The sequence below is a fragment of the Leptolyngbya sp. GGD genome, assembly GCF_026735145.1.
Lineage (GTDB): Bacteria > Cyanobacteriota > Cyanobacteriia > Leptolyngbyales > Leptolyngbyaceae > Leptolyngbya > Leptolyngbya boryana.
In genome coordinates this window covers 1,143,996-1,170,158 of sequence record NZ_JAPQKE010000001.1, presented here as the reverse complement: position 1 = coordinate 1,170,158, position 26,163 = coordinate 1,143,996, and the positions used below count along the sequence as shown (strand labels likewise).

At 46.2% G+C, this 26,163-nt stretch carries 27 protein-coding genes; 15 read left to right on the top strand and 12 right to left on the bottom strand.

The window, feature by feature from the left end:
• Positions 1-2 precede the first annotated feature (2 nt).
• From OU814_RS05525 to OU814_RS05515, 3 genes are read left to right on the top strand one after another with little or no spacing between them, the layout of a single operon-like run.
• Positions 3-2,663: a hybrid sensor histidine kinase/response regulator gene (locus OU814_RS05525; protein ID WP_190652155.1), complete on the top strand. Its 2,661-nt coding sequence runs from the start codon at positions 3-5 to the stop codon at positions 2,661-2,663.
• Entirely contained in the window at positions 2,660-4,000 is a 1,341-nt protein-coding gene (locus OU814_RS05520) for a hybrid sensor histidine kinase/response regulator (protein ID WP_268181150.1), read from the top strand. The genes OU814_RS05525 and OU814_RS05520 overlap by 4 nt, the downstream gene beginning before the upstream one ends.
• A gap of 57 nt (positions 4,001-4,057) precedes the next feature.
• A complete protein-coding gene (locus tag OU814_RS05515) occupies positions 4,058-4,780 on the top strand; it encodes a biotin--[acetyl-CoA-carboxylase] ligase (protein ID WP_268181148.1) in 723 nt (240 codons plus the stop codon).
• A gap of 142 nt (positions 4,781-4,922) precedes the next feature.
• Here the strand turns inward: OU814_RS05515 and OU814_RS05510 are convergent, their stop codons facing one another.
• The 4 genes from OU814_RS05510 to purS form a co-directional block, all read right to left on the bottom strand.
• Positions 4,923-6,338: an MFS transporter gene (locus tag OU814_RS05510; RefSeq protein WP_326498283.1), complete on the bottom strand. Its 1,416-nt coding sequence runs from the start codon at positions 6,336-6,338 to the stop codon at positions 4,923-4,925.
• Between the two features lie 224 nt (positions 6,339-6,562).
• The gene (gene psbA, locus OU814_RS05505) at positions 6,563-7,645 is read right to left on the bottom strand and encodes a photosystem II q(b) protein (RefSeq protein ID WP_017289997.1); all 1,083 of its coding nucleotides are present in this window, start codon (positions 7,643-7,645) and stop codon (positions 6,563-6,565) included.
• Between the two features lie 479 nt (positions 7,646-8,124).
• The gene (gene purQ / locus OU814_RS05500) at positions 8,125-8,823 is read right to left on the bottom strand and encodes a phosphoribosylformylglycinamidine synthase subunit PurQ (protein WP_268181145.1); all 699 of its coding nucleotides are present in this window, start codon (positions 8,821-8,823) and stop codon (positions 8,125-8,127) included.
• Positions 8,824-8,832: 9 nt separating this feature from the next.
• On the bottom strand, positions 8,833-9,099 hold the full coding sequence (purS, locus tag OU814_RS05495) for a phosphoribosylformylglycinamidine synthase subunit PurS (RefSeq protein ID WP_026148867.1): 267 nt from the start codon (positions 9,097-9,099) through the stop codon (positions 8,833-8,835).
• Positions 9,100-9,201: 102 nt separating this feature from the next.
• On the opposite strand from purS, the gene OU814_RS05490 reads away from it, so the two are divergent.
• Complete coding sequence (locus tag OU814_RS05490; RefSeq protein ID WP_017290000.1) at positions 9,202-9,591, top strand: Fur family transcriptional regulator; 390 nt, start codon at positions 9,202-9,204, stop codon at positions 9,589-9,591.
• A gap of 15 nt (positions 9,592-9,606) precedes the next feature.
• Positions 9,607-12,192 (top strand): chloride channel protein, encoded by a 2,586-nt coding sequence (locus OU814_RS05485; protein WP_268181143.1) that lies wholly within the window; start codon positions 9,607-9,609, stop codon positions 12,190-12,192.
• Here OU814_RS05485 and OU814_RS05480 read toward each other — a convergent pair.
• Positions 12,189-12,968, bottom strand: coding sequence for a photosystem II S4 domain protein (locus tag OU814_RS05480; protein WP_268181141.1), 780 nt, complete (start codon positions 12,966-12,968; stop codon positions 12,189-12,191). The genes OU814_RS05485 and OU814_RS05480 overlap by 4 nt on opposite strands.
• A gap of 153 nt (positions 12,969-13,121) precedes the next feature.
• On the opposite strand from OU814_RS05480, the gene OU814_RS05475 reads away from it, so the two are divergent.
• From OU814_RS05475 to OU814_RS05465, 3 genes are all read left to right on the top strand, one after another.
• Positions 13,122-13,637: a hypothetical protein gene (locus tag OU814_RS05475; RefSeq protein ID WP_017290003.1), complete on the top strand. Its 516-nt coding sequence runs from the start codon at positions 13,122-13,124 to the stop codon at positions 13,635-13,637.
• Entirely contained in the window at positions 13,634-14,458 is an 825-nt protein-coding gene (locus tag OU814_RS05470; RefSeq protein ID WP_268181139.1) for a creatininase family protein, read from the top strand. The genes OU814_RS05475 and OU814_RS05470 overlap by 4 nt, the downstream gene beginning before the upstream one ends.
• A 92-nt stretch (positions 14,459-14,550) precedes the next feature.
• Positions 14,551-14,745 (top strand): hypothetical protein, encoded by a 195-nt coding sequence (locus OU814_RS05465; protein ID WP_017290005.1) that lies wholly within the window; start codon positions 14,551-14,553, stop codon positions 14,743-14,745.
• A 68-nt stretch (positions 14,746-14,813) separates the two neighbouring features.
• Here the strand turns inward: OU814_RS05465 and OU814_RS05460 are convergent, their stop codons facing one another.
• On the bottom strand, positions 14,814-15,074 hold the full coding sequence (locus OU814_RS05460; RefSeq protein WP_017290006.1) for a DUF7219 family protein: 261 nt from the start codon (positions 15,072-15,074) through the stop codon (positions 14,814-14,816).
• A 266-nt stretch (positions 15,075-15,340) separates the two neighbouring features.
• Complete coding sequence (locus OU814_RS05455; RefSeq protein ID WP_017290007.1) at positions 15,341-16,054, bottom strand: J domain-containing protein; 714 nt, start codon at positions 16,052-16,054, stop codon at positions 15,341-15,343.
• Between the two features lie 255 nt (positions 16,055-16,309).
• Between OU814_RS05455 and OU814_RS05450 the strand changes: the two genes are divergently transcribed.
• Positions 16,310-17,581, top strand: a complete 1,272-nt coding sequence (locus OU814_RS05450; protein WP_326498282.1) for a metallophosphoesterase family protein — start codon at positions 16,310-16,312, stop codon at positions 17,579-17,581.
• A 23-nt stretch (positions 17,582-17,604) separates the two neighbouring features.
• On the opposite strand, the gene OU814_RS05445 is transcribed toward OU814_RS05450, so the two are convergent.
• Both OU814_RS05445 and OU814_RS05440 read right to left on the bottom strand, forming a co-directional pair.
• Positions 17,605-18,018 (bottom strand): PIN domain-containing protein, encoded by a 414-nt coding sequence (locus OU814_RS05445; protein WP_190653104.1) that lies wholly within the window; start codon positions 18,016-18,018, stop codon positions 17,605-17,607.
• Positions 18,015-18,266, bottom strand: coding sequence for a DUF6364 family protein (locus OU814_RS05440; protein WP_268181134.1), 252 nt, complete (start codon positions 18,264-18,266; stop codon positions 18,015-18,017). Before OU814_RS05440 ends, OU814_RS05445 begins: the two co-directional genes overlap by 4 nt.
• 154 nt (positions 18,267-18,420) lie before the next feature.
• On the opposite strand from OU814_RS05440, the gene OU814_RS05435 reads away from it, so the two are divergent.
• The 6 genes from OU814_RS05435 (at position 18,421) to OU814_RS05410 (ending at position 23,726) form a co-directional block, all read left to right on the top strand.
• Positions 18,421-18,999, top strand: coding sequence for a hypothetical protein (locus tag OU814_RS05435; RefSeq protein ID WP_242044745.1), 579 nt, complete (start codon positions 18,421-18,423; stop codon positions 18,997-18,999).
• On the top strand, positions 18,996-20,201 hold the full coding sequence (locus tag OU814_RS05430; RefSeq protein WP_190653102.1) for an FtsW/RodA/SpoVE family cell cycle protein: 1,206 nt from the start codon (positions 18,996-18,998) through the stop codon (positions 20,199-20,201). The genes OU814_RS05435 and OU814_RS05430 overlap by 4 nt, the downstream gene beginning before the upstream one ends.
• Before the next feature lie 38 nt (positions 20,202-20,239).
• A complete protein-coding gene (locus OU814_RS05425; RefSeq protein ID WP_017290013.1) occupies positions 20,240-20,971 on the top strand; it encodes a cytochrome c biogenesis protein CcdA in 732 nt (243 codons plus the stop codon).
• A gap of 3 nt (positions 20,972-20,974) precedes the next feature.
• Positions 20,975-22,345, top strand: coding sequence for a cytochrome c biogenesis protein (locus tag OU814_RS05420; protein ID WP_268181129.1), 1,371 nt, complete (start codon positions 20,975-20,977; stop codon positions 22,343-22,345).
• 5 nt (positions 22,346-22,350) lie between these two features.
• Complete coding sequence (locus OU814_RS05415) at positions 22,351-22,752, top strand: ribosomal maturation YjgA family protein (protein WP_268181127.1); 402 nt, start codon at positions 22,351-22,353, stop codon at positions 22,750-22,752.
• A gap of 65 nt (positions 22,753-22,817) precedes the next feature.
• The gene (locus OU814_RS05410; protein ID WP_017290016.1) at positions 22,818-23,726 is read left to right on the top strand and encodes an AAA family ATPase; all 909 of its coding nucleotides are present in this window, start codon (positions 22,818-22,820) and stop codon (positions 23,724-23,726) included.
• Positions 23,727-23,794: 68 nt separating this feature from the next.
• Here OU814_RS05410 and OU814_RS05405 read toward each other — a convergent pair whose 3' ends face one another.
• The 3 genes from OU814_RS05405 to OU814_RS05395 form a co-directional block, all read right to left on the bottom strand.
• Positions 23,795-24,817: a hypothetical protein gene (locus OU814_RS05405; protein WP_268181125.1), complete on the bottom strand. Its 1,023-nt coding sequence runs from the start codon at positions 24,815-24,817 to the stop codon at positions 23,795-23,797.
• A gap of 2 nt (positions 24,818-24,819) precedes the next feature.
• The gene (locus OU814_RS05400) at positions 24,820-25,425 is read right to left on the bottom strand and encodes a J domain-containing protein (RefSeq protein WP_268181123.1); all 606 of its coding nucleotides are present in this window, start codon (positions 25,423-25,425) and stop codon (positions 24,820-24,822) included.
• A gap of 370 nt (positions 25,426-25,795) precedes the next feature.
• Positions 25,796-25,978 carry a hypothetical protein gene (locus OU814_RS05395; protein ID WP_268181121.1) on the bottom strand — a complete coding sequence of 61 codons (183 nt, stop codon included), beginning with the start codon at positions 25,976-25,978 and terminating at the stop codon, positions 25,796-25,798.
• Positions 25,979-26,163: the final 185 nt, after the last annotated feature.

Here is a 26,163-nt window from a genome sequence, read left to right as displayed (position 1 = left end):
CTATGAAAAAAGCATTGCGACACTCAATTGGATCGAACTTATTTATCTATGTTTTGAGCGGTGCATTGATTGGACTGGGCGGCATGTCCTACTTCTTTTATAGGACTTTGGAGAAGAATGCTGAAAGCGAGATTCAAAGCCGTCTCAAAACACAAGTTCGATCGATTGAATCCCAGTTAGCCAAAGTTGAACAATCGACTGAAGATTTAGAAGCTAGTGTTCGCACGCTTCACAATCTTGGAGTAAAAGACGCAGATGCCTATAAGCAGCTTGTCTTTGAACTCTTCCAACGACGTTCACCCTTAACAATGGCTTTCGGGTTTGGGCAACTTTCTAATCAGGTTGTGCCTGATCGTCAATGGTACTGGCCTTACTTCTACGTTGATCAGAAAGCACCCGGTCAAATTGGTCAATTACTTCCCGCTCCAAATCAACACATCCGGTTTGCCGATCTCTTTCAAGATGACGACTATCCCAACAAAGCTTACTACAAAGATGTCATTCGGGCTGGGCAGGACATTTGGCTAGAACCCTACCTTTGGTATGGTCAAACGCTAACGACATTTTCGAGCTTCATCTTTGATGACCAAAATCGGGCAATCGGGGTCACGGGGCTGGACATTAACGTATCTGTGCTGAGTGAGCAGCTATATACTTCAGTCAAGAGTGGAGGAGGCTACTTCGCGATTTTAAGTGAGAAAGGTAATCTTCTGACTTATCCACCCGATCAAGCGAAAGCAAAAAAACTGGCATCCCATAAAGATGTGCCAGAACTCGATCGAGTCTGGCAACAAATTCAGGGGCAACAAGCTGGGATTTTACAAGCTGAAGGTTCGTATTGGGCGTATGAGCGGGTACGCGGCACAAACTGGACGATGCTCGCTTCTGTTCCTCGATCAATTATCCTACTGCCTGTTTTATCAATTACAGTCGGTGGGGCAGTCGGTGCAGGAACTGTTTTAGCGATCGTCGTTTTTCTGTTTGTGCGCCGTCTTAATTCCCGATTAGAACCCATTCTAGTAGGGTGTAACCAACTTGCAGAAGCCGATGCTCAGCGCCTTTCGCGCTTAAATAGAGAGCTGACAGAAACTGAGACTTCAACTTCGAGCATCCAGCATGCGGACGAACTGGAAGTTCTAGAATCTGCGTTTCAACGAATGGCGGCTCAGATCAACGAATCATTTGAAGAATTAGAACTCCGAGTTGAGGCAAGAACGTCTGAATTAAAGCACGCCAAAGAACTTGCAGATAGTGCGAATCGCGCCAAGAGCGAATTTTTGGCAAATATGAGCCACGAACTGCGAACGCCGCTCAACGGGATTTTGGGATATACCCAGATTTTACAGCGATCAACGCGTCTCGATATTAAAGAGCAACGTGGAATTGGCGTGATTCACCAATGTGCAACTCATTTGCTCACCCTCATCAATGATGTTTTAGATCTGTCAAAGATCGAAGCGCGCAAAATGGAGTTGAACTCAGTTGACTTTTCACTCTCTTCTTTCTTGCAGAGTGTAGTCGAGATGTGCAGCATTCGGGCAGAACAACGTGGCATTGAGTTTCGATATCAGTTTCAAAGTACACTGCCCAAGTATGTTCATGCAGACGAAAAGCGACTTCGACAAGTCTTAATCAATTTATTAGGCAACGCGATCAAGTTTACCGAACAAGGGCAAGTGACATTTTCAGTCCTTACCTGCTCTGAAGGTAGCCCTTATAATTTGAGGTTTGAAGTAGAAGATACCGGATCAGGCATGACTCCTGAGCAATTGCAAAAAATCTTCCTGCCTTTCGAGCAGGTTGGAGGCGTTGAGAAACGCTCAGAAGGAACTGGGCTAGGTCTAACCATCAGTCAGACGATCGTGCAATTGATGGGCGGAACTATCCAAGTTGAAAGCCAATTGGGTCAGGGTAGCCGATTCTGGTTTGAAATTCCACTCGCCGCTGCGATCGACAATGTTCCACAGACTCCTGACTTTAACGCGAGTCGGATTATCGGTATGATTGGCAGCCGACGCAAAATTCTCATCGTTGACGATCGGGAAGAAAATCGATTGGTTCTGCGAAGTCTACTAGAACCGATTGGATTTGAGATTTTTGAGGCAGAGACCGGAAGAGCTGGACTCAATGAAGTACTGCGAATTCATCCTGATCTCCTCATTACAGACCTGATGATGCCTGAGATGCAAGGTGACGAACTGCTCATACAGATTCGGAAAATGTCAGAATTTCAGGATTTAAGAGCGATTATGTCTTCGGCCAGTGTGTTTGAAGAAGATCGCCAAATCAGCGTAGATGCAGGCGCAGATGCTTTTCTGCCGAAGCCGATCGAAGCTTATGTGCTGTTTGATTTACTTCAGCAACTGCTTCAGCTTGAATGGATTTACGACGACTCTAAATCAGAAAGTGAACTTGCTCAGCCGCCTGAATCACCGACTTCAGATGCAGTGGAACTGCCTGATCCATCTGTATTATCCGGACTCTACGACCTTGCTCGCAAGGGCTTGCTGAATGATCTAACTCAACAGCTTGAGACCTTAGAGAGCGCTAATCCAATGCTGAAACCGTTCTGTCACTTGATCAGCACTTGGGCAGAAGATTTCCAGTTAAAAAAGATTCGTACATTCTTAGAACAGCACTTAGTAGATAAGGAGAGATCATGAAGTCTGCCGATCAAAGTATTCTTATCGTGGATGATAATCCGACGAATCTCAAGGTACTATCCGAAGCGATCACCAGTGAGGGATTCCAAGTTTCGGTTGCTTTAGATGGCGAGAGTGCCTTAGAGCAAATGGCGTATCATCAACCTGCTTTAGTCTTATTAGATGTCATGATGCCGGGAATTGATGGGTTTGAAACTTGCCGCCGAATGCAGGCGAATCCGATTTTCCAAGATATTCCTGTGATTTTCATGACCGCTTTATCTGAGACTGAACATAAAGTAAAAGGGCTAGCCGTTGGAGCAGTCGATTATATTACCAAACCTTTTCAGCATGAGGAAGTATTGGCGCGCGTAAAAGTGCATCTACGATTGCGCCATCTGAGCCAACAACTCGAAGTTCAAAATGAGGTGCTGAAACAATTTAATGAAACACTAGAAGAGAAAGTTGAGCAGCGTACAGCTGAGCTACAGCAGGCTCAGATACAACTCATTCAACAAGAAAAACTATCATCTTTAGGGCAAATGGTTGCAGGTGTTGCGCATGAGATTAACAATCCTGTGAACTTTATTTATGGCAATGTTGTTCCGGCTCAACAGTATGTGGAAGACTTGCTAAGTCTTGTAAATCTCTATCGCTCTCAGTATCCTGAACCGAATTCTGTGATTCAGTCTGCACTCGAAGATCTCGATTTTGATTTCATTGCCGTGGATCTCCCGAAGCTGCTCAATTCGATGCAAGTTGGAGCAGATCGGATTCACGACATTGTGCGATCGCTCCGTAATTTTTCCCGACTAGATGAGGCAGAACGCAAATGCGTCGATCTGCATGAAGGCATCGAAAATACGTTAATGATTTTGAGCCATCGTTTGAAGGTTCAGACAACACAACCCGAGATTAAATTGTTGCGAGAATACGGTGAGATACCCAAAGTCGTTTGTTTTCCGGGACAGCTCAACCAAGTCGTAATGAATCTTCTAGCGAATGCGATCGATGAGTTAGAAAGTAAACGTATTGCCCAGCCTGAGATTCGGATTCAGACTGAACTTGCTGGTGCAGATTCGGTTAGAATTCGCATTATTGATAATGGTGCAGGTATTCCAGAAACAATTCAACAAAAGATTTTTAATCCATTTTTCACAACGAAAGAAGTTGGCAAAGGGACAGGATTAGGTTTATCGATTAGCCATCAGATTGTTGTTGGCAAGCATGGCGGAAATTTGTATTGTCGATCGAGTCTGGGGCAGGGAACTGAATTTGGGATTGAAATTCCGATCCATCAGCCCGAATCGGACTCCGAACGCTTATTGAGTTGTGGAATGCGGGATTCTGCCGCATAGAGCGGGAACACAGTGAGATTACAATGATCACAGGTGTTTTAATCGGTTGATGAATTTGTGTATGATTGGCTATGTCTGCTCGAAAGCTGCGAAAGTACGAATACTTGGGCATTAGAACAACTTTCTCAGTTAAAACATGGGGATGTAGTATTTACCCGTGAGCAGACCGCAGGACGGGGACAGTTTGATCGCGTCTGGCATTCACAGCCTGGAATACTCACAGCCAGCTTTGTACTAGATTTACCAGTCACGCAATTATCTGGATTCAGCCTCATTGCTGGTCTTGCTGTGATTCAAGCCATTGAATCCCTACTGCCCGTTAAGCTTCAACTCAAATGGACAAATGATGTGTTTGCAGCAGGTCAAAAGCTAGCAGGAATTTTATGCGAATCACGCCTGCAAGCAGATCAAGCGCGCCTCGTCGTCGGAGTTGGATTAAATCGCATCAGTGTTCCAGAATTCGTCACTCAAGCCATTAGTCTCAGCCAGCTTTCAGCAACCGTGCCAGACGAGGAAGAATTACTCACTCACTTGCGCGACGCTCTCTTGCGATTCAGTCAGTACTCTTTAGCAGAATTACTTCCAGAACTTCGAGCTAAAGATTTTCTATATCGACAAATCATTGAATTTCAAACCTCAAGTGAAATCTTAATTGGAGAAGCAGCAGGAATTGATGAAGAAGGACGGCTCCTGATGCGATTACCAAACGGGATAGAAGCATTTCGATCGGGGCGAGTTTTGAGAATTCACAAGTCCGAATGGGAAAACCAAAGGAAATAAAAAGCTCGCTGGAAAGACACAATGTCTAGGCACGTCAAAAGCTTCAGCCATAAGATTAACAGGACATTGATCACTCTCAATTCCCAGAGGGAACAGAATTCATCATTTACATCCCCTCACAACTGTAAGAATTGATAAGCCATCACTCAGGATTCTTCTCATTCCAAGGCGCAAAAAACGGGAGCAGCAACAACCCCGGAATCGCCGCCAAAATTGTAGCCAAGAAGAAATTGCTCCAGCCCATCGACTTCGAGAAAGCCCCCGCCGGAGAAGCCATAATATCGCGGCTCACTGCCATCAAACTCGACAACAGCGCAAATTGCGTCGCCGAAAACTGCGGATTACAAACCGTCATCATAAAACCAAGGAATCCCGCTGTCCCTAAGCCTGTACAGAAATTTTCAATAAAAATCGTCGCTAACAGCCCCAAATCCGTTTGATACCAACCGATCGACATTGACTGATCAAAAATCAACATCGGAATCCACACCATGATTCCACTCTTGCCCAACATTGCCAGCAGCCAATAAGCCACATTGCTCAACGCTTGCAGAATCCCAAAAATCCACAGCGACTTATTCACCCCAATCTTGCTAAAAATTCCACCCCCCACGATCGTCCCCCCGATCGTCGCCAAAATTCCCAAAAATCCCTGAATCGCTCCAATATCACTCTGGCTATACTTTGCTCCCAACAAAAACGGCACAACCATCACACTGAGTAAAGCATCGCCATACCGATACAGCACCACAAATGCCAAAACGGCCAACAACCGTCCCCAACCCAACCGCCGAATAAAATCCTGAAAAGGCTGAATAATGGCTGCCTGCATTGTTGTGGGTGGCGCGTAGTTTTTCGGTTCCGGCGCGAACACTGTAGCTATGATCCCGATCGCCATCAATCCTGCCATCAACAGATAAACCTGCGACCATGCCCAATGCCCAGGATTCTTCGGATCTGCAATCATCAGCGCAATCCCACCCGCAATCACCAGTGCAATCCGATACCCTGTCACAAAAAAAGCCGCCCCGCTTCCCATCTGGGCTGGATTGAGCACATCCGTGCGGTACGCATCGGCACTAATATCCTGCGTTGCACTCAAAAACGCGACCAATAAAGCAATCTGAAAAAATGCACTGGGAATCAGCGTCTTAAACGATTGTCCAAACTCACACAAACCTTTGACCGCTGAACTTGCACAAACCTCAGTCGAAGCGACCCCCAGTTGTGTCAGGCTCATCGGATCTTGCCGACTCAACAGCAAAATCGCTGCCACCAGTGCAATCTGCGTCAAAATTAACCAACCCCGTCTTCTGCCGAACAGCGGTGGGATGTAGCGATCGAGAAACGGTGCCCAAAACACCTTCAATGAATAAGGCAATGCCGCCAGCCCGAACAGCCCAATCATCGTATCCGAAACCCCCGCCGTCTTTAGCCAAGCCTGCAACGCTCGTCCCGTCCCCGTCAACAGAAATGGCAGACCAGATGAGAAGCCCAACAAACTCAGAGCCGCCATTTTTCGACTCCGAAACACTTTAAGATACGGTTGAATATTCACAACATGCAGCGGATTGCGAGAACGTTAGTCATCATCTCACAGTCTTTCTTCTGCGTCATTTTCTGACTGTGCCAGTTCAAACTCAAAGAAATCGTTTGTGTAGTAAATCAACTTTTGTTAAGTTAAACTGATCTTTAAAGCAGCAATCCCCCAGCCATAGCTGAGGGATTGCTTGTAATCAAGGGTTATGCCGTGGGGTTGTTGATTCAACCCTACTTTTTTGATTAGCCGTTGATTGCAGGTGCTTGAACAGCAACTGGAGTTGCATCACTTGCAGCCAAGTCGAGCGGGAAGTTGTGAGCGTTACGCTCGTGCATCACTTCCATACCCAGGTTCGCACGGTTGATCAAGTCTGCCCAAGTCGAAACCACACGACCTTGAGAATCCAAGATCGATTGGTTGAAGTTGAATCCGTTCAAGTTGAACGCCATCGTGGACACGCCTAATGCGGTGAACCAGATACAAACGACCGGCCATGCACCCAAGAAGAAGTGCAGTGCACGAGAGTTGTTGAACGATGCGTATTGGAAGATCAACCGTCCGAAGTAGCCGTGCGCTGCAACGATGTTGTAGGTCTCTTCTTCTTGTCCAAACTTGTAACCGTAGTTTTGGCTCTCAACTTCAGTGGTCTCACGTACCAAGGAAGAAGTTACCAACGAACCGTGCATTGCCGAGAACAAGCTACCACCGAATACACCAGCTACGCCCAACATGTGGAACGGGTGCATCAAAATGTTGTGCTCTGCTTGGAACACGATCATGAAGTTGAAGGTTCCAGAGATTCCGAGGGGCATACCATCGGAGAACGATCCTTGCCCAATCGGGTAGATCAAGAAGACTGCGGTTGCTGCAGACACCGGAGCGCTATAAGCAACACAGATCCAAGGACGCATGCCGAGACGGTAGGAAAGTTCCCACTGACGTCCCAAGTAAGAGAAGACACCGATCAAGAAGTGGAATACAACGAGTTGGTAAGGACCACCGTTGTACAACCACTCATCTAAGGATGCTGCTTCCCAGATTGGGTAGAAGTGCAAGCCAATGGCGTTCGAGGAAGGAACAACTGCACCAGAGATGATGTTGTTGCCGTAGAGCAAGGAACCTGCAACAGGTTCACGGATGCCGTCGATGTCTACAGGAGGAGCAGCGACGAAGGCGATGATGTAGCAGATGGTTGCAGAGAGCAAGGTGGGGATCATCAATACGCCGAACCAACCTACATAAATGCGGTTGTCGGTCGAAGTGACCCAGTTACAGAAGCGCTCCCACACATTGCCGCTTTCGCGTCTTTGTAATGTTGTGGTCATGGTTTTAATAATTACTGGAGGTACAAGAAATGAATTTTGGTAAATTTTGAAATCCGCAATTTACCTGACCTCATCTTATGGAAATCTATCTTCATTTTTCTAGTGTTTAAGTGTGAAATTTTATGGCAAAAAATTTCATGTTTGTTCATGACTTAAAACAAAAGTTTGTTTAGTCAGGATTGTTGCCCTCGGATTTGATTAAGGAAAGTAAATCCGATGAGATTGATGCCTTTTAATCCGTTAGTCTAGTATTATTACAGCAGTGATAGAAATATAAATTTACAGATTTAGTTTAAATATCTTCATGAATCTCAAGTTACAGAAATTGGATCAAATTATTAAATTTAATTCGAGTAATACTGTTAGTTTGCTTAGGGTTTTTAAGCAAAGCTGATTTGTGAAGGGTTTTAAGGCTTATCCATAAAAAAGAAGGCAAGATTCTGCCTTCCAGTAGAACGTCACAATTCGTTTGAAAAGGGTTAGACAAGAGTCGGCACTGCTTTCAAAATTCCTTCAAACAATGCAAGTCCGTCTACTTGTCCTAATGCTTGGTCTGAAGCGCGCTCTGGGTGTGGCATCATGCCCAAAACGTTACCCTGCTGATTGCAAATGCCTGCAATATTATTCAGCGAACCATTTGGATTGCTCTCAGTTGTAATATTGCCCGTTGCATCCGAGTAACGGAATAGAACTTGCCCATTGTCTTCGAGTGCTTTCAGCGTATCGGGATCTGCATAGTAACTTCCTTCTCCATGCGCGATCGGCAATTCAATCACTTGCCCCGATTCATATCCCTGTGTCCAAGGTAAATCTGTTCGCTCGACTCGTACCGGAACGCGATCGCAAATAAAATGCAAATCCCGATTTCGCACTAATGCACCCGGCAGTAATCCCGCTTCGGTTAACACTTGAAATCCGTTACAAATCCCCAAGACGAGTTTTCCAGCCTTGGCATGATCGATCGTCGCTCGCATCACGGGAGAGAACCGAGCGATCGCGCCACATCTTAAATAGTCTCCGTAACTAAATCCACCCGGAACGACCACTACATCAATATCAGACAGATCACTTTCTTCATGCCAAATCATCCGAGTCGGCTGATTCAACAATCCTTGAGTCACCCAGAGAATATCGCGATCGCAATTCGATCCTGGGAACACCAAAACTCCAAACTTCATCGCTTTCTCCTAGACGGTTGCAAGAGCTTGCAATTCGATGCGGTAATTTTCGATTACCGGATTTGCCAATAGCTGGTCACAAATCGTATCGAGTTGCGATCGCGCTGCCGATTCACTTTCGGCAGTCAACGATAATTCGACATATTTACCAATTCGGATCTGCTCCACATTGGTATATCCCATGTGGGCGAGTCCTGACTGTACCGCTGTTCCCGCCGGATCTAAGACCGACGGACGGAGAGTAACATAGATCTGAGCCTGAAATTTTTGAGTCACAGTCGTTGTCCTGAACGTGAAGAAGGTTCCAAAGCTCATCTATTCTAAGACTGCGACGGCTCAAAACGTACAATGTTAAAGGTCTGATCTTCTTTCTTTGCTATGAAATCCCACCGAACCCGCAGCCAAGATCGCATTCTCGATATTTTGAAGCATTTAAACCGACCGATTTCTGCTCAGGATCTTTATGTTGAGTTGCGAAATCGCGATCAGAGTTTGGGTTTGGCAACGGTGTACCGAGCATTAGAGGCATTGAAACTCGAAGGAATGGTACAGGTGAGAACGTTGGCGAATGGAGAAGCGCTCTATAGCTTGATTCAAGAGGATCGCCATCATTTGACTTGTTTACAATGTGGCAACTCAATTGCGATCGACGAGTGTCCGGTTCACGATTTAGAAAAGCAGTTGAATCAATCACATCGGTTTAAGATTTACTATCACATGTTGGAATTTTTTGGCATGTGCGATCGCTGTCAGGCGAAAGAGAGTTGAACACTTGAATGAAATATGTGGAAATCGAGATTCAGGCTCAGTGCGATTTCTCAAAAACGATTAGCCATCTTCGAGGCATGTCTAATCGGATTAGTGTCAGGGGTGGCAGCGGTTGTTTTAAAGCAAGGTGTGAACTGGCTCGGCAAGTGGCGACTGTCAGCCGCAACCGATCATCCAGATTGGATGGTACTCCCTCTTGTGGGACTTGTAGGCGGATTGCTCGCCGGATGGTTGATCGAGCAGTTTGCCCCAGAAGCAGCGGGCAGCGGCATTCCGCAAGTGAAGGCTGCCTTGGGTGGCGTTTCAAGCGCGCTGACAATAAGAGTTGCGATCGCGAAACTGGTTACAACCTTACTGTCATTAGGATCGGGATTAAATTTGGGACGGCAAGGTCCGACCGTTCAGATTGGAGCCGCGATCGCTGCCCAGTTGAGTGACTGGGTTCCGACTTCGCCTGTGCATCGTAGGCAATTAATTGCCGCCGGAGCCGCCGCGGGATTAGCCGCTGGATTTAATGCCCCGATCGCGGGTGTGTTATTTGTCGTCGAAGAATTGCTACAAGATGTGTCTGGACTGACGTTAGGGACTGCAATTTTAGCGTCATTTGTCGGGGCAGTGGTTTCGAGGTTGTTAGGAGGCAATGGATTTAATGGTGCATCTTCCTCGCTAGAGTTGATGACGAGCTTTAATGTTCAGGCAATTCCAATTCTGTTGATTGTTGGAATATCGGCAGGCGTGCTGGGATCGCTGTTTATGCGCGGCATTCTTTTGAGTGTAAGGATGAATCGCAAAGTGCTGAAGTGGAGTTTGCCGCTGCGGATTGCTTTTGCCGGAGGAGTGTCAGGACTTGTGATCGCCATCCTTCCTGATGCACTGCGGAGCACAGCCAGTCTTCAAGAAGTTTGGCTCACAAGCGAATTAGGCTGGAGGATTACGGCAGTTCTTTTTATGACTAAATTTGTGCTCACGTTATTGGCTTTTGGGTCAGGCGCACCCGGAGGACTATTTGCACCCTCACTCATTTTGGGATCTGCCTTGGGCTTTTTGATTAGCTTTGGCGCGCAAAGTCTAGAAACGATGGGAGTTCCACTCGGTTTAGATCTGACTCAAGCGTTTACAACAACGGCTGCCCTAACTGGGATGGCAGCATTTTTTAGTGCGGTCACTCGTGGACCCATTACGGCAATCGTCATTGTCTTTGAGATAACCACAGATTTTACGATTGTATTGCCGCTGATGATTGGCTCTGTGAGTGCGTATCTGGTCGCAGAAAGTCTTTTTAGTGGATCAATTTATAAACACTTACTGGCTTCTAATGGCATTCACCTAAGTGCAAATTTAGAAATTGAAAATCGATTGTCAGGTTTGACAGCAAAAGATTTAATGCAGCCACGAGTCGAAACGTTGTCGAGCCAGATTAGTTTAGATGAAGCGATGCAAGCATTTTCGCGATCGCATCATCGCGGCTTTCCAGTGATCGAAGACGGCGTTTTAGTTGGAATTGTCACACAAACAGATTTAGCGAATATCGCAGATAAGCAGCAACGGCTGAGTGAGTTTATGACAGCGCGCCCGGTCACAGTTCATCCTGACGATCCACTCAGCCAAGTTCTCTATCTTCTCAATCGCTATAAAATTAGCCGCTTGCCTGTTGTTGATCGTAAAAAATTAGTCGGCATCATTACTCGCGCCGATATTATTCGAGCGGAGTCGGATAAGCTAACCAATCTCGGATCTCAAAAAGAGCGATCGTATGTGGTTTATCAAACCCGTGCGCCGGAAACCGGAAAGGGTCGAGTTTTAGTGCCGATCGCGAATCCTCAAACTGCCGGAAGTTTACTGCAAATGGCGGCTGCCATTGCTCAAGAGCGAGGATATGAATTGGAATGTTTACAGGCAATTCCGATCGCGCGTCATTACACACCTGCCGAAACGCCTGTCTCAACTGCAATCAGTCGAAAATTATTAAAGAAAGCAGGTCGGCTTGGCAAACAATGGAACATTCCCGTTCATACCCAAGTGCGGGTGACGCATGACATCTCCGAAGCAATTCTAGAAACAATTAAAGAACGTCATATCGACCTCTTAATCATGGGCTGGAATGGCGAAACTTCTACACCAGGTCGAATTTTTGGCAATGTTGTCGATACGATGATTCGCCAAGCGAGCTGCAATGTCGTTCTTGTCAAGTTTGGAAAACGCCCTGCCCTCGATCGCTGGTTAGTTCCGACTGCGGGTGGTCCAAATTCTCGGCAAGCAATTCGGCTGTTACCTGCGCTGACAAAACTAGCAGAACAGCCTGAAATTTGTTTATGCCAAGTGCATCACCCGCAACGCGAACTACCCGATCTCAATGTCTTGAATGAAGCGATGGAATTTTTGGGCGATCGCTTAACTTGCCCAATCGCATTAATGCCTGTCTGCGCCAATGCGGTTTCAACCGCACTAATCGATTTGGCACAGAAAGATCAGTGTGATGTGATTGTGCTGGGAGCAACGCGTGAAGGGCTATTACAGCAAGCAATCCAAGGAAATATTCCAGAAGCGATCGCCAAACGCTGTGACTGCACCGTCATTCTCGTCCGGGGGGCAAGTTCTTAAACAAAACGAGTGAGTTGTACTCGGTAACGGTCTTTCTTGGTGACCATTACATCTCCAACCTCAACACGCCCTTTCCCTCGAATCGCAATCAGATCCCCTGCTTTGACTGAGTAACTAGACGATGTGATTTCTTTCCAATTGACACGCACATCGCCTGCTGTGATCAAATCTGCCATCTTACTGCGTGACATACCAAAGCCAGCCGACGCGATCGCATCTAGCCGCATCGAAGCTTCAACCGTTGTGATTTCTTTCTTTTTCGGTTCCCGAATCTTCAATTCCTCAAACGGAATCGATTGAGTTTTCACCGGAACCGATCGCACTTGGGTTAAAGCAGTTTGCAAAAATTCTCCGAGTTCAGGAGTGACGATCGCTTGTGCTCCTCGTTCTCCTAAAACAATAATGTCCCCAACTTTATCGCGGACAATTCCGGTTCCTAAGATTGCACCGAGAAAGTCGCGATGCGTTGCGGGGTCGAAGAGGAAGTTCCCAGCAATGTCTAGGGCAACCAGTTCAACTTGAGACGGATCTAAGGGAATTTCAGATCGAGCGATCGCGAGTCTTTGCCGTTCTGCCTGGGGATACCCACCCCATGCGAGAAGCTGAACTTCGGTCAGCCGACTAAACGATCGTTGAATCTCTGCGAGTTCTGGAGGCGAAAGAAAGTCACTGGTGACCACTTCCCAAGTCTTGATCGCTTGTTCAGCCTGATCAATCACTCGCGCGATCGCCTCTCGATTTTCTACCCCTTTCAGAAGGTCTTCCCTTGGTAACATAACAATATCGACTTAGAAAATCCCATTTTATCGAACTTAGACCTGACAATCAGACTCATGTAAATTTGGGCAATTGAGCGGAGTGACTCAAAATCCTTCGCCCATGATGTCAGTCTTAGAATGAACCGCAGAAGCAATCTTAAAAGGTAGAAAATGACTTATCTCGTTGCAGTTTTAAAAGATCGCATACAAGCCGAAGCAGCCTACTCAGCCTTAGAAACAGAAGGCTTACCCATGGACAAAGTGGCGATTTTGGGTCGCGGCTATCAGAGTGCTGATGAATATGGATTGATCGATCCAAACGAACAGGCAAGAAAGCAAGTTCGATTGATGGCATCGTGGCTCGTGCCGTTTGGTTTTGTCGGCGGGAGTGCCTTCAATCTGATTACCGGATTAGATACATTTGCTTGGGCAGGTGAGATTGGTAGTCCTTTGATTGCTGGCGTTTTAGGTGCATTGTCAGGACTGATGGGCAGTGTCTTTGTCGGAGGCGGAGTTGGTTTAGTCATCGGTGGCGGAGATGCTTTGCCCTATCGAAATCGCATCAATGCTGGAAAGTATCTGATTGTTGTGAACGGGTCAGATGTGTTAGTGCGGCAAGCTACTCGAAGTCTCAGAGCATTTGATCCTGAAAGTCTGCAAGGCTATGCAGAACCGGGGGTTGTATGATGCATGGGTTTATCCCGAGCGATCGCTATTTTCCTTATCTCACTTGGACAGATATCCAAGCAATGCCTAATAAGGAGAATGTCGTGATTGTGCAGCCGATGGGTGCGATCGAACAACACGGGGCGCATCTGCCTTTAGCCGTTGATTCTGCGATCAGTGTCGCCGTTCTTGGCAAAGCATTAGCGCAGTTAGATCCAAGCATTCCAGCCTATGCTTTGCCGCCGTTGTACTATGGCAAATCGAATGAGCATTGGCACTTTCCAGGAACGATTACGCTGAGTACACAGACCTTACTCGCAATTTTGATGGAAGTTGCAGAAAGCATCTATCGAGCCGGATTTCGTAAGCTCGTGTTCATGAATTCTCATGGAGGACAGCCCCAAATTCTCGAAATTGCTGCACGGGATTTGCATCAGCAGTACGAGGATTTTGCAGTTTTCCCGTTGTTCACCTGGAAAGTTCCGACCATTAGCGCGATCGCGACCGAGCTGCTCACGCCGAAAGAATTAGAGCTAGGAATTCATGCGGGTGATGCCGAGACGAGCTTGCTGCTCTCGATTTTGCCGGATCAGGTCAAAATGGATCGCGCCGCCGCAGAATATCCGCTCGGTGAACCACAAAACGGTGTGCTGAGTATGGAGGGGGCGCTTCCGTTTGCTTGGATGACTCGCGATCTGAGTAAAAGTGGCGTTTTAGGAGATCCCACAACTGCATCTAAAGAAAAAGGCGATCGTCTTTTAGCGGCACTGGTAACGGGATGGATACAAGTCATTACGGATATTTATGAATTTTCGTTACCGAATGCGTACAAACTTCAATAAGTTGGAGAATTTGTAGCGCATATCACATCGTTTTTTCTAAGACGAGTAAAATGGTGTCAAACCCAAATCTCTAGAAGACATAGAGGTGTTGTATGGCAGATGCACAGGTCAGACCCGTTCTCCACACGCTACAGGAAGTCGATGAAGCGGTAAGACGCTACAACGCAACAGATTGGCAAACTGAAGAAGAATCCCTCCCCCTCTGGCAAGCGATTCGAGACGCTTCTCTCGAACAACTGCCCAGTCAGAAAGATCCCTTCAAAGTGCCCGGAGAAGATAGCTATTAAATCTACTCAACTACGTAAAACGCGATCTTCTCACTGAGAAGATCGCGTTTTCTCTCAATTGCATCGTGCTAGACTGCCATATCACCGGAGTCAGGAGAAGATCCGGTTGAAATGCCAAGCTGCTTACGGCTTTTCTTCAACTGTTTCCACAGCGATCGAATTTCTTGATAAGACTCTTCTGGCGTCATCTTACCGCCTGTCTCTAGACAGCAGATATACGACACTCGCTGAGAAAATTCTTGCAAGTTCGCATTAAACACCAAGTTCTCCGGTTTAACTTGACCCCGGTAGCGACTGCGGGGGTAAAAGAAATTGTGTTGGTCTGCCATCGTTCTTATCTCCAAATGCCAAAATTTAAACTTGCGCTTCAATGGGCGATTCAGCTCATTGGGTTGCACGGTGCGAGTAACTCCTACAACAGAGGAAAAAGGATCTCTGAATCTATCAAGATTTTCAGTTTAACCTCTCTTAATCAGATGTTAACCTAATCATTTATGAAGATTCTGTAACTCAGATCACGACTGAGATTAATCCTAGTCAATCCCAGACTCGATTTACATCTGCCGTTTAGGTTAGCGTTGAGGTTAAGTAGAAGTTAACGAGGAATTTCGCGGACGGCAGCTTGTGCTTCTCGACGCAATCCTTCTGCAATCCGAAACAGTTCGCGCCCATTGCGAAGATGATGATCGTCATAATTATTCGTAAAGTAGAATAATTCATCAATACCATCGCTGAGTTGATTCAAGCAGTAATAGAGATTGGCTGCAGCAGCGGCGGCATTTGGGGGATTAGGAGTAGACTGAAATGTTTTTTGCGCTTTGCCTAGCAACTCTTGACATTCTTCTAAGTACGTTTGAAAGTTTTCCATCAACTCGTCATCAAATGGATCGGCTGCGAGTTCATTAATTTGAGACTTTAAAGGACGAATAATCTGATTCAGAACACGATTGATCGATGTGTGCGCTTTTAACCACAGTTTTAACTGATTGTCTTCGTGCTGCTCGGCTTGTCTTTGCTTGCGATAGTGAGCTTGCGCAGCTTCGGTGCGTTCTTTTCGCGATCGCACACCTGCTTCTGAGTAGCCGACCTCTGCATACTGAAGCTGCTGATCGTAAGAACGCCGTCTTTGGGGATCGCCTAAAACTTCGTAGGCTGCATTGATCCGAGAAATTTTTTCATGACTCGAACTGACCCGATTGGTATCGGGGTGAAATTCCTTTGCCAACCGCCGATAGGCTTGCTTAATCTCCGCTTGCGTCGCGGTTGGTTGGAGGTCAAGAACTTGGTAGTGAGTAAGAGTGATAGCCATATCGTTATTATGCGACACCGAGCTATCTCTCTAGCTGTCGATCACGAGATCGATTGAGATCAAAATTGCTGGAAATGCAATTGCCTCAATCGTTCCAGTTGTAGCTGCCATTCTCAGAAATCCGAAACACTATTGGCAGTTGCAGTTTTTATACTGATTTTGCGATCGCTAGACTCATAAGACTTGCAGCGATAATCTGAGATTCAAATTACAGCTTTTGGGTTTTAATAGTAAACTCGTTCTTACTGCTCATGGATGAATGCAATGCCGCGATTTTTACATTTGGCTGATGTTCATTTGGGGTTCGATCGCTATGACAGCAAAGAACGCACGAAGGATTTTTACTTGGCGTTCGAGGATGCTCTGCAAAAATATGCGATCGACACTCAAGTTGATTTTGTGATCATTGCAGGCGATTTGTTTGAGCATCGGGTGATTCAGCCGAATATTCTCAATCAGGCGAAGATTTGTTTTCAGATGTTGAAAGCGGCTGGAATTCCAGCGATTGCGATCGAAGGAAATCACGATAATCGCCCCTATGGAACTGTGACCAGTTGGCTGAAATATCTAGCTGAAGATGAATTGGTCATTTTGCTAGAACCTGACCGAGTAGACGATCGCATTGTTTACGAACCGTGGGATGGCATTGCGGGTGGATATTATGATTTGCCTTGTGGCGTGAGAGTTTTAGGCTCGCGTTGGTATGGAGCATCTGCACCGAGAGCAATTTTGCAATTGTCAGAAGCAATGCAAGCGCTTCCGCCGAGTCTAGGGCATACCGTAATGCTGTTTCATCAAGGGCTAGAAGGTCAGATTGCTCGATATCAAGGTGCATTGAAGTATAACGATTTGCTGCCGTTGAAAGAGGCAGGCGTAGATTATCTCGCCTTGGGACATATTCATAAGAGCTACATTGAGCAAGGATGGATTTTTAACCCTGGATCGACTGAGACTAATAGTGTCGAAGAAGCAAAATACGATCGCGGTGTTTTCCTCGTTGAACTGAGCGAACAAGGCATTGACGCTCAACTGAAACAAGATTATCAGCAGCGGCGATGGGTGCGATTGAAATTGAAAGCACGCGGGCAGGAAAGTTTAGAGCAGATTCAGGAAAATGCGATCGAACTCGTCCAATCGGCAATTCGATCCAAAGAACTGAATCCCGATGCCCGTCCAATGGTGGAATTGCGAATTGAAGGACAGGTGGGATTCGATCGCTTAGATCTCGATGTTCGTAAGCTTCAGCAAGAGCTACAGCAACTCAGTAATGCACTCATTTTCTTATTGAAATATGAGGCAGAGTCCGTGGAGTTTGCTTCTCCAATTCCAGAAGATGCAAGTCGGACTCAGATTGAGCAAGAAATTTTCACAGATTTGCTGACAGCACATAATCACTATAAAAATCGTGCCCCCGAATTAGCAAAAGGATTGATCGGATTGAAAGAAATGCAGTTAGAAGAGAGAGCAACGGCTGAACTGTATCAGTTTGTCGAAGAACTCCTAGAGACTTCAAGCAATTCAGGGTAATAGCAGGGCAAGAGTGCAACTGCTCAAATCGAGACTTGCAAGAAATCTTCTGGTATCATCGCCGGAATGATACTTTGGCGAAAATCCTTCGTATTGCGAGTGACAATAATTTCAATCGATGCTGCCTGAGCCGCTGCATTGGTTACTGCATCTTCAAAATCAGAAATTGGACTCGCGATCGCAATCTGAATCACTTCGTGTGTTACTGAAGCTACTCTCACTTTCTCCAACAAGATCGAGAGTAATTCTCGGCTTCTCTCGCTTCCTAAAGGCTTCCTCATGAGGTAGAAGAGGTTCGTGATGGCATGTCCAGATACAAATCCTTCAACGTTTCCTCGCCCAACCCGATCTAATGCTGAAGCAGAATTTATGAAGAAGGGTTGTCGGTGTAGAAAGACATCCAACAGCACATCACTATCAAAAATTACCCGCTTCACTTATATTTTTCCTCTAAATAGTCAAGGTACTGCTGCCGCAACGTTTCATCGTCCAGCACTTCAGTTTCCTTGCCAGAAGTCCCAACCAAGCTTTGAGTCCACGGAGACAGTTCTAGGGATAAATCTTGATTCGGAATCTGCCCAATTAAAGCTGCGATCGCTTCATTCACAGACATTCCTCGACTCTCTGCCCAGCGATTCACTTTCTGGAGCAGTGCTGGATCTAATTGCAGTGTGAGTTCTGCCATATTTCTGTATCGATTGAATTGCTTCTATTTTAAGCGCGATCGACAAACACCCTCTCCAAAAAATCCGCCAATCTCAAACAACTCCATTACAATGATCTGACTCGAAAACCATCGGGACGGTGAATGATAAGCCTGTCTTTTTTGGAGTCAACATATGAGAAAGATTGGCGTAATCTTGAGTGGAATATTGCTGATGGCGGCTCCGGCTCAAGCCATTCCAGGACAAACACTCGACGAAGCTGCCGTATGGATGAAATCTAATTCCACGGTGCGACCGAGCCAAAATGAAAAATTTTTAGTGCGGCGCATTAATTCGTCCGCGCAGCAGTTTACATTTCATGCGTCGTTAAATCCTCCGGGACAATTGGCGCGCTTTGCCCCCGGAAGACGTATCATTCGCAGTGAAACTCTCTCTCTGTTTGATATGCGAAACGGCGTAACCCTAGCTCGACTCAGAGAATCCGTGCGATCGATCTACGGATTTGAAATCGCCCGTGACTTTGAGCAAGCAAAGATCGTCAAATCTTATCCCACAGACTCCCGAATTCAAGAAGCGGTGCAAAAACAAAACCCTCAAATTGCCGCTTTGCAAGGAGAATTACGGCAGGGAGAACAATTTGCCTACTGGCTTGAGATTGCTCAAACCGATGTAGGCAAAGCTTACTCAGGACAATTGACGGTGTTTCTACTCGATGACTTGGAAAAATTGCGATCGGAGTTAGCAAATCGATGAACTGGCGGCACTTCATTCCGTTTTTTGACACAACTGCAATGGACTGGGCAGTCACGCCTCGCTTGTTGCGCTGGCTGACCTTTGTGTGGTTGTTTGTAGGATTGGCGGTAATGTTTAGTGCCTCATATCCTGTCGGAGACGCGATCGGCGATGGGTTGTACTACTTTAAACGGCAACTAATCGCGATCGCGTTAGGCATGATTCTGTTTAACGTCCTAATTCACGCTCCCCTGCGCTACATTCAGGGCGTTTCAAGTTTAGGATTTATCTCGCTGCTCGGCGGAATTTTTCTGACAACTGTGATTGGGCGAGAAGTAAACGGAGGACAGCGTTGGTTTGAAGTCGGTCCATTTTTGATTCAGCCTTCGGAGTTGATTAAGCCATTTCTGGTCTTGCAGAGCGCTCGAATTTTTGGACAATGGGAACGACTGACTTGGCGAGTGCGACTGACTTGGATTGGACTGTTTGGGCTGATGCTGATCGGAATTCTCCTTCAGCCGAATCTCAGTACCACTGCTCTTTGTGGAATGGCATTATGGCTCGTTGCTTTGGCTGCCGGATTACCCTATCTCTATTTAGGCGGAACAGCGGTTGGAGGGCTATTTTTGGCGACCTTGAGTATTAGTATTCGAGAGTATCAACGCCGCAGAGTCATGTCATTTCTCAATCCTTGGTCTGATCCCTTGCAAGATGGCTATCAGCTCATCCAAAGTTTGTTAGCGATCGGCTCAGGAGGATTTGCCGGAACAGGATTTGGGCTTTCTCAACAGAAATTATTTTATTTGCCGATTCAGTATACCGACTTCATTTTTGCAGTCTTTGCTGAGGAGTTTGGTTTAATCGGGTGTTTCGCATTTATGGTGATGCTGATTGCTTATGCGACCTTGGCATTGATTGTGGCAAAACAAGCGCGAAATGCCATTCATCGATTGGTCGCGATCGGGGTCATGGTGATTATGGTTGGTCAGTCTTTGCTGAATATTGGCGTAGCAACAGGTGCATTGCCGACGACTGGATTACCTCTGCCGTTGTTTAGTTACGGTGGGAGTTCAATGATTTCTAGTCTCGTCTGTGCAGCATTGTTGATTCGGGTCGCACGAGAAAGCAGTGAAGCAAGCGTATCTCCGATCTCCGAAAATCCCAAAATTGTTTCATTTGCAGAAGCGAGAACCCGACGAATGAAACCCAGACCGTCGCGCTAAGTCGGTAGAATGGGAAAGGCGCTTCGGATTGCTTAACCATGTTTGATACGTTCCAGACTCAACTTTATGAGCTTTCGCAATTTGCCGATCGCTTAGTTTCTAGCCAATTGACGCATATTACTCCGGTCAGTATTGGGGTAATTTTTGCGGCAGGATTGCTGACGAGTTTAACGCCTTGTACGCTGTCGATGTTGCCGATTACGGTGGGCTATATCGGCGGGTATGAAGCAAAATCTCGGGTACAGGCTGCGGCGCAATCCACCTGGTTTGCCCTAGGATTGGCGACGACCTTAGCAGGACTGGGCATTGCAGCAACGCTATTTGGCAGAGTGTATGGGCAGGTTGGGACAGGTTTACCGATCGTGATTAGCGTTGTCGCGATCATCATGGGATTGAATTTATTAGAAGCGTTGCCGTTACAGATGCCGACGATTGGAGGAACAGATTGGATCTCTGAAGAATTGCCGACAGGTGTGCGATCGTATCTATTAGGAGTGATGTTCGGTTTAGTCGCGTCGCCTTGTAGCACCCCGGTTTTGGCGACAATTTTAGCTTGGATTAGTACGACAAAAGATCCGATTCTGGGTGGATCGCTTTTACTGTGTTACACGGCTGGATATGTTGCGCCGTTGATTATTGCCGGAACATTCACCGCAGCGATTAAGAAATTATTGGAGTTGCGGCGTTGGTCGGGTTGGATTACGCCGACAAGTGGTGTGTTGCTTGTGGGATTTGGTGTGTTTTCGTTAATGTCGCGATTTGTGTTTTAGAAGATGACTTTTACAGAATTAGTGAACGCTCCCAAGCGGTATTTGAAAAAAGAATTGCTGCCCGTTTTAGCCGATTTGAGATTAGCGATCGTGCTTTTACTCGCGATCGCGGTTTTTAGTATCGCTGGAACAATCATTGAGCAAGGACAATCTGTTCAGTTTTATCAAGCGAATTACCCTGAAAAGCCTGCTCTCTTCGGCTTTCTCACTTGGAAAGTTCTGCTGACAGCCGGACTTGATCATGTGTATCGAACTTGGTGGTATTTAGCGTTACTGATTCTGTTTGGAGCGAGTTTGACCGCTTGTACATTTACGCGCCAATTGCCTGCGCTGCGCTGGTTTTCGCGAACTTGGAATTTCTACAGTCAGCCGCGCCAGTTTCGCAAATTTGCGTTAAGTGCCGAGTTCCCCAAAGCTGGAATTGATCAGCTTTTACCGCTGCTGGAACAGCGCAAGTACAAAATTTTTCAAGACGGTGACAAGCTGTACGCGCACAAAGGAATTGTTGGGCGAATTGGGCCGATCGTGGTTCATGCCGCGATGTTGCTGATTCTGCTCGGCGGCATTATCGGTGCGATGACGGGCTTTATTGCTCAAGAAATGGTTCCCAGTGGAGCCACATTTCAGATTGACAACGTAACGGATGCGGGAATTTGGGCGGCTCCGCAGATTCCGAAAGATTGGTCTGTGAAAGTCAATCGATTTTGGATTGATTACTTGCCGACTGGAGAGATCGATCAGTTTTACTCGGATCTTTCTGTGCTCGATCAAAACGGAAAAGAAGTCGATCGTAAAACCATTCACGTCAATGAACCCCTGAAACACAGAGGGGTGACGCTCTATCAGGCAGATTGGTCGATCGCGGCAATTCAAGTGCGACTCAACAACAGTCCAGTCCTGCAATCGCCGATGGCAAGAATTGACCAGGGCAGCGGGCGAATTTGGGGAACCTGGCTGCCGTTGAAGCCCGATATGAGTGATGGCGTGTCTCTCGTTGCCAAAGATTTACAAGGCTTGCTACTGGTCTACGACATGGATGGCAAGCTGATCGCAACCGTGCGTAAAGGCATGGCGGTTGATGTGAAAGGATTGAAATTATCGATCGTGGATCTGATCGGCAGTACTGGACTGCAAATCAAAGCTGATCCAGGAATTCCCATTGTCTATCTCGGCTTCGGCTTACTGATGCTCGGTGTGATTATGAGCTATGTTTCTCACTCGCAGATTTGGGGATTGGAGAAAGATGGAGCCATCTACATTGGAGGCAGAACCAATCGTGCTCAAGTCACCTTTGAACGAGAATTTTTGGGCATTCTGGAAGCGATCGATCAGGGTAAATCTGAATCGACTCCAACCCAACTCGCCCAAACTTAAACTTTATGCCTTACCGTCTTGCGGTGCTGCTGACCATTATCGTAATTGTTCCACTGGGGTACTTCGCGCGATTCACAGCGGCGTTGCCTGGGTGGATAACGGATATTGCAGGCAGTTTGGCTTATCAAATTTTTTGGATGGCGTTGGTACAGTTTTGTTTTCCAAAACTCTCGATCGCCAAAACTGCGATCGCAGTGTTCTGTTTTTCTTGTGCGATTGAGTTTCTGCAACTTTGGCAACCTCCTTTTCTACAAGCGATTCGTGCCACATTGCCAGGTCGTTTAGTCCTCGGAAATACCTTTGTGTGGTCGGATTTTCCGCCTTATGCGATCGGGTGTTTTTTAGGATGGCTTTTGCTGAGTGGAGTGCGGCAATTGCGATCAGAACCTGCGCGATCGCGAGTCTAGATTACGATCATCGCCACTCTGGGGAACTCTGGCTATGATGAACAGGTTCTAATGGAGCTTCCCCTATGCGCGATCGAATTGAGCAACTCACGCAACACTTAGCAACCGCGATCGTCGGTAAAGAAGAAGCGATTCAACTCGTTTTAGTTGCGCTGCTTTCTGGAGGTCACGCGCTGCTTGAAGATGTGCCTGGAGTTGGAAAAACTTTACTGGCAAAGTCTTTAGCGAAATCGATTCAAGGCAAGTTCCAACGGTTGCAATGTACTCCCGATTTACTACCAACCGATGTGACTGGGACAAACGTTTGGAATCCGCGCACGGGCGAGTTTGAATTCATGGCAGGTCCGATTTTTGCCAATGTGTTGTTAGCCGATGAAATTAACCGAGCCACGCCCAGAACTCAATCGGCATTGCTCGAAGTAATGGAAGAACATCAAGTGACGATCGATGGAACCTCGCGCAAAGTTCCAGAACCGTTTTTCGTGATTGCGACTCAGAATCCCGTGGAATATCAGGGCACGTTTCCGCTCCCCGAAGCGCAAATGGATCGATTTGCGTTGTCGCTTTCTCTGGGTTATCCGACGGAAGCAGAAGAATTGAAAATGCTGGAGCGGTTGCAATCAGGACGGCGCGTTGAAGAGTTGCCGCCTTGCATTACGCTGGATGAGATTCGAGAACTGCAACAGCAGTGTGCTTTAGTTCGAGTGGAATCTTCGCTTCAGCAGTATTTATTGAACATTGTGCGATCGACGAGACACGATGAAGAAATCCTTCTCGGAGTCAGCCCCCGTGGAACAGTTGCGCTTCAGAAAGCAGTTCAAGCCTTTGCATTTCTAGAAGGCAGAGATTACGCCATTCCAGATGATGTCAAAGCGATCGCACCGCATGTGTTAGCCCATCGGATGATCGCAGCGAGCGGCAGACGATCGCATGAGATTGTGGCGCGGTTGTTAGGGTCGATCGCGATCGGATAAGAGCGGTTCGACTGTGCTCAGCCTTTTAGAATAAAGAGATCGAGAAATTTCTCGATCTCTTTATTGTTCTATAGCACTCTACTTGCTGGAAGATACAGCACATGAGGCTTACGCTCATCAATGGGTTGCTGCTGCCCCAAAACTACCTTCTGTTTTGCGAGCCAAGCAGGTAGCTTGGAATTTGTTGGATAGTATTGATGAACGAAATCGATAAAATCATCAATCGTGCAAGGCTGATGTGTTCCTCCCATAAAATGCTGATGGAACTGATCATGAACTTCACAAGAGATCGTAATCAAGTTGTTCTCAACATCTGCAAGATGAGGATATGCATGAGACGCATATAGATGATGTGCTGCAAGATTAAAGTTATGAATTTTATCAGGCTTCTTTCCAGTCACCTGACATATCTTTTTATCGCGTCTCTTAGCTTGATCTTTTGCTTTCTGAATCGCTTTTTCTCGATCGAGAATTAGATTCACAATTGTATTTGCAACATAAGGCGGAGCCTCTTTACCAACATCGTCACACCACTCACGCCGATTTTTGCGAGTGAGTGTCGTACTAAACTGTTTTGCAAGCTTCATGACTCCAGGAAGCGAGTAGTATAACTCGTTTTTATCCCCAAAACTTTCATAGTCCTCACCCTCAATCAACGAGGTGTCTGTCCGCTTTGCCGCTTCCGCCATTTTGGAAAGATAAGATGCATTTGTGCCGAAAATTGCAATCACATCAGCTTTAGAGAGAAAAAAGCGATTATTGCGTTTAACGAGTGATGAGCAGTTATCTAAAATCTTTTTGCGGACAAAAGCGCGACGAATATTGCGTTTCGTGTGTAGAAACCATTCCTTTAACACGTCAAAAAAGCTTTGTTTACGATGTGTTTCCACATAGCGTGCAATTGTATAAGCCCCTGTAAAGGTGTACTCACGCAATCCGCTTCTAGAGACGATTCTGTAATCTTTGCCTTCTTCAAGCTCCCACTCATCATCAGGGATTGAGTCAAAGAATTTTTCAATGTCAATCAATTCTTGAGAACTAATCTTCAACATTTCAATCAGTTCTTTGGAGGGGATATAGATTTCTGCCATGTCTAGAAACTCTCCGTCAAACTGTTATAGAAGACAGTCAAGCGATGGAAAACTTTGGCATCGCCAGTTTCCTGATTATCCGGGTGATAGATCTTACTGAGATTGCGATAGGCGGACTTAATGGCTTCAACTTGTGCTGTTTTCGGATCGAGTCCAAAGATTCGCCAAGGTAAGTCGTACTTGAAAATGTTGATTCCATTGATGCAACCATAGCCAGTCTCGTTATCTTCCCCAGGAAGAATGCCGATAAACTTACGATACAGTTGTTCCCACCCTTCTTTTTTGGTGAGGTCAAGCTTGCCCATCCCATCAGTTGCCATCTGGAAAAATCCAGATTTCTTTAATTCTGCTGTCGTGCTGACTCCGAAATGTTGATAAGCTGCCTGCTTAATTTGGGTCAAAGTTAAAGGCTTAACTTTCGCAGGTGCTTTCGATTTCTTTTTGTGGTTCTCAATCACAAATTGAGCAAACTCACGAAGCGTCTTCGTATCGATGCTCTGAAGTTCTGAAAGACGAGAAATTTCGTTCTGAATCAGGTCATTAAGCTGTAGCTCAGTTTGCTTTTTACTACTTGCTTTTGCTGGTTTCTTCTTGGTTGTCGTTGCCATTATCTCTAAGCCGTATCGAGCGATGAATGTAAAGCAGGCATCGGGAACGATGTTCCCAGAATACCCGGATGAAATCGCGAGTTATCGTAATGTCTTCATCAAGCCACGGAGATTGGACAAGATTTGAGCGAGCAAGGCTTCGATCGTATGATCGCTTCGATCACTGATTCAAATGTTGATTCCGTTTCACGATTCCATCGTCTTGAACATGAAACACAGAGAGATGGCTCAATTCCGAACACTTTATTTCAGAAACGATGAAGTTATCATGAAGACTTCAGTATGAATACTATTCCAGTATATTTACGTAAGGATTGCTTGCGGTATCAGAGAGACACAGCTTTGAGAAAAAGCGATGAACCTATACAACTTAGTCTGATTGAGTCTTTAATTGCTGTGGAATCTGAACCGCTTCTAGAATCACAACTTTTCCATCTTGCCAAACTGCGATCGATTCTCCCAACCGTCGATGCCGCTCAAGTGCTTGAGAGATTCCTTCTTGAACTCCTTTGAGAATCTTTGCACGTCGATCTTTAATATCGTCGTTAGCCATCAATGCCTCTAGCGATTTGATCCCAGGTTTCTCGATCGTAAACAGTTAGAGACTAGTTGATCACTACCTCAGCTACAAATTGATCTGAATCTGGGATTGCGCGATCGCAATCTGCAACGAATCATTTGAACCGGGAAAGAGCATCTATGATAATGGTCATCACCTGATAGAGACAATGTGTGATT

Coding starts and splice junctions, on each gene's coding strand:
- OU814_RS05490 (WP_017290000.1), top strand. CDS start 9,202: ATGAAATCCCACCGAACCCGCAGCCAAGATCGCATTCTCGATATTTTG.
- OU814_RS05400 (WP_268181123.1), bottom strand. CDS start 25,425: ATGGCAACGACAACCAAGAAGAAACCAGCAAAAGCAAGTAGTAAAAAG.
- OU814_RS05475 (WP_017290003.1), top strand. CDS start 13,122: ATGACTTATCTCGTTGCAGTTTTAAAAGATCGCATACAAGCCGAAGCA.
- OU814_RS05485 (WP_268181143.1), top strand. CDS start 9,607: ATGTGGAAATCGAGATTCAGGCTCAGTGCGATTTCTCAAAAACGATTA.
- OU814_RS05440 (WP_268181134.1), bottom strand. CDS start 18,266: ATGGCAGAACTCACACTGCAATTAGATCCAGCACTGCTCCAGAAAGTG.
- OU814_RS05410 (WP_017290016.1), top strand. CDS start 22,818: ATGCGCGATCGAATTGAGCAACTCACGCAACACTTAGCAACCGCGATC.
- OU814_RS05415 (WP_268181127.1), top strand. CDS start 22,351: ATGCCTTACCGTCTTGCGGTGCTGCTGACCATTATCGTAATTGTTCCA.
- OU814_RS05460 (WP_017290006.1), bottom strand. CDS start 15,074: ATGGCAGACCAACACAATTTCTTTTACCCCCGCAGTCGCTACCGGGGT.
- OU814_RS05425 (WP_017290013.1), top strand. CDS start 20,240: ATGTTTGATACGTTCCAGACTCAACTTTATGAGCTTTCGCAATTTGCC.
- OU814_RS05420 (WP_268181129.1), top strand. CDS start 20,975: ATGACTTTTACAGAATTAGTGAACGCTCCCAAGCGGTATTTGAAAAAA.
- OU814_RS05465 (WP_017290005.1), top strand. CDS start 14,551: ATGGCAGATGCACAGGTCAGACCCGTTCTCCACACGCTACAGGAAGTC.
- purQ (WP_268181145.1), bottom strand. CDS start 8,823: ATGAAGTTTGGAGTTTTGGTGTTCCCAGGATCGAATTGCGATCGCGAT.
- OU814_RS05395 (WP_268181121.1), bottom strand. CDS start 25,978: ATGGCTAACGACGATATTAAAGATCGACGTGCAAAGATTCTCAAAGGA.
- OU814_RS05455 (WP_017290007.1), bottom strand. CDS start 16,054: ATGGCTATCACTCTTACTCACTACCAAGTTCTTGACCTCCAACCAACC.
- OU814_RS05525 (WP_190652155.1), top strand. CDS start 3: ATGAAAAAAGCATTGCGACACTCAATTGGATCGAACTTATTTATCTAT.
- psbA (WP_017289997.1), bottom strand. CDS start 7,645: ATGACCACAACATTACAAAGACGCGAAAGCGGCAATGTGTGGGAGCGC.
- OU814_RS05405 (WP_268181125.1), bottom strand. CDS start 24,817: ATGGCAGAAATCTATATCCCCTCCAAAGAACTGATTGAAATGTTGAAG.
- OU814_RS05435 (WP_242044745.1), top strand. CDS start 18,421: ATGAGAAAGATTGGCGTAATCTTGAGTGGAATATTGCTGATGGCGGCT.
- OU814_RS05450 (WP_326498282.1), top strand. CDS start 16,310: ATGAATGCAATGCCGCGATTTTTACATTTGGCTGATGTTCATTTGGGG.
- OU814_RS05470 (WP_268181139.1), top strand. CDS start 13,634: ATGATGCATGGGTTTATCCCGAGCGATCGCTATTTTCCTTATCTCACT.
- OU814_RS05520 (WP_268181150.1), top strand. CDS start 2,660: ATGAAGTCTGCCGATCAAAGTATTCTTATCGTGGATGATAATCCGACG.
- OU814_RS05480 (WP_268181141.1), bottom strand. CDS start 12,968: ATGTTACCAAGGGAAGACCTTCTGAAAGGGGTAGAAAATCGAGAGGCG.
- OU814_RS05430 (WP_190653102.1), top strand. CDS start 18,996: ATGAACTGGCGGCACTTCATTCCGTTTTTTGACACAACTGCAATGGAC.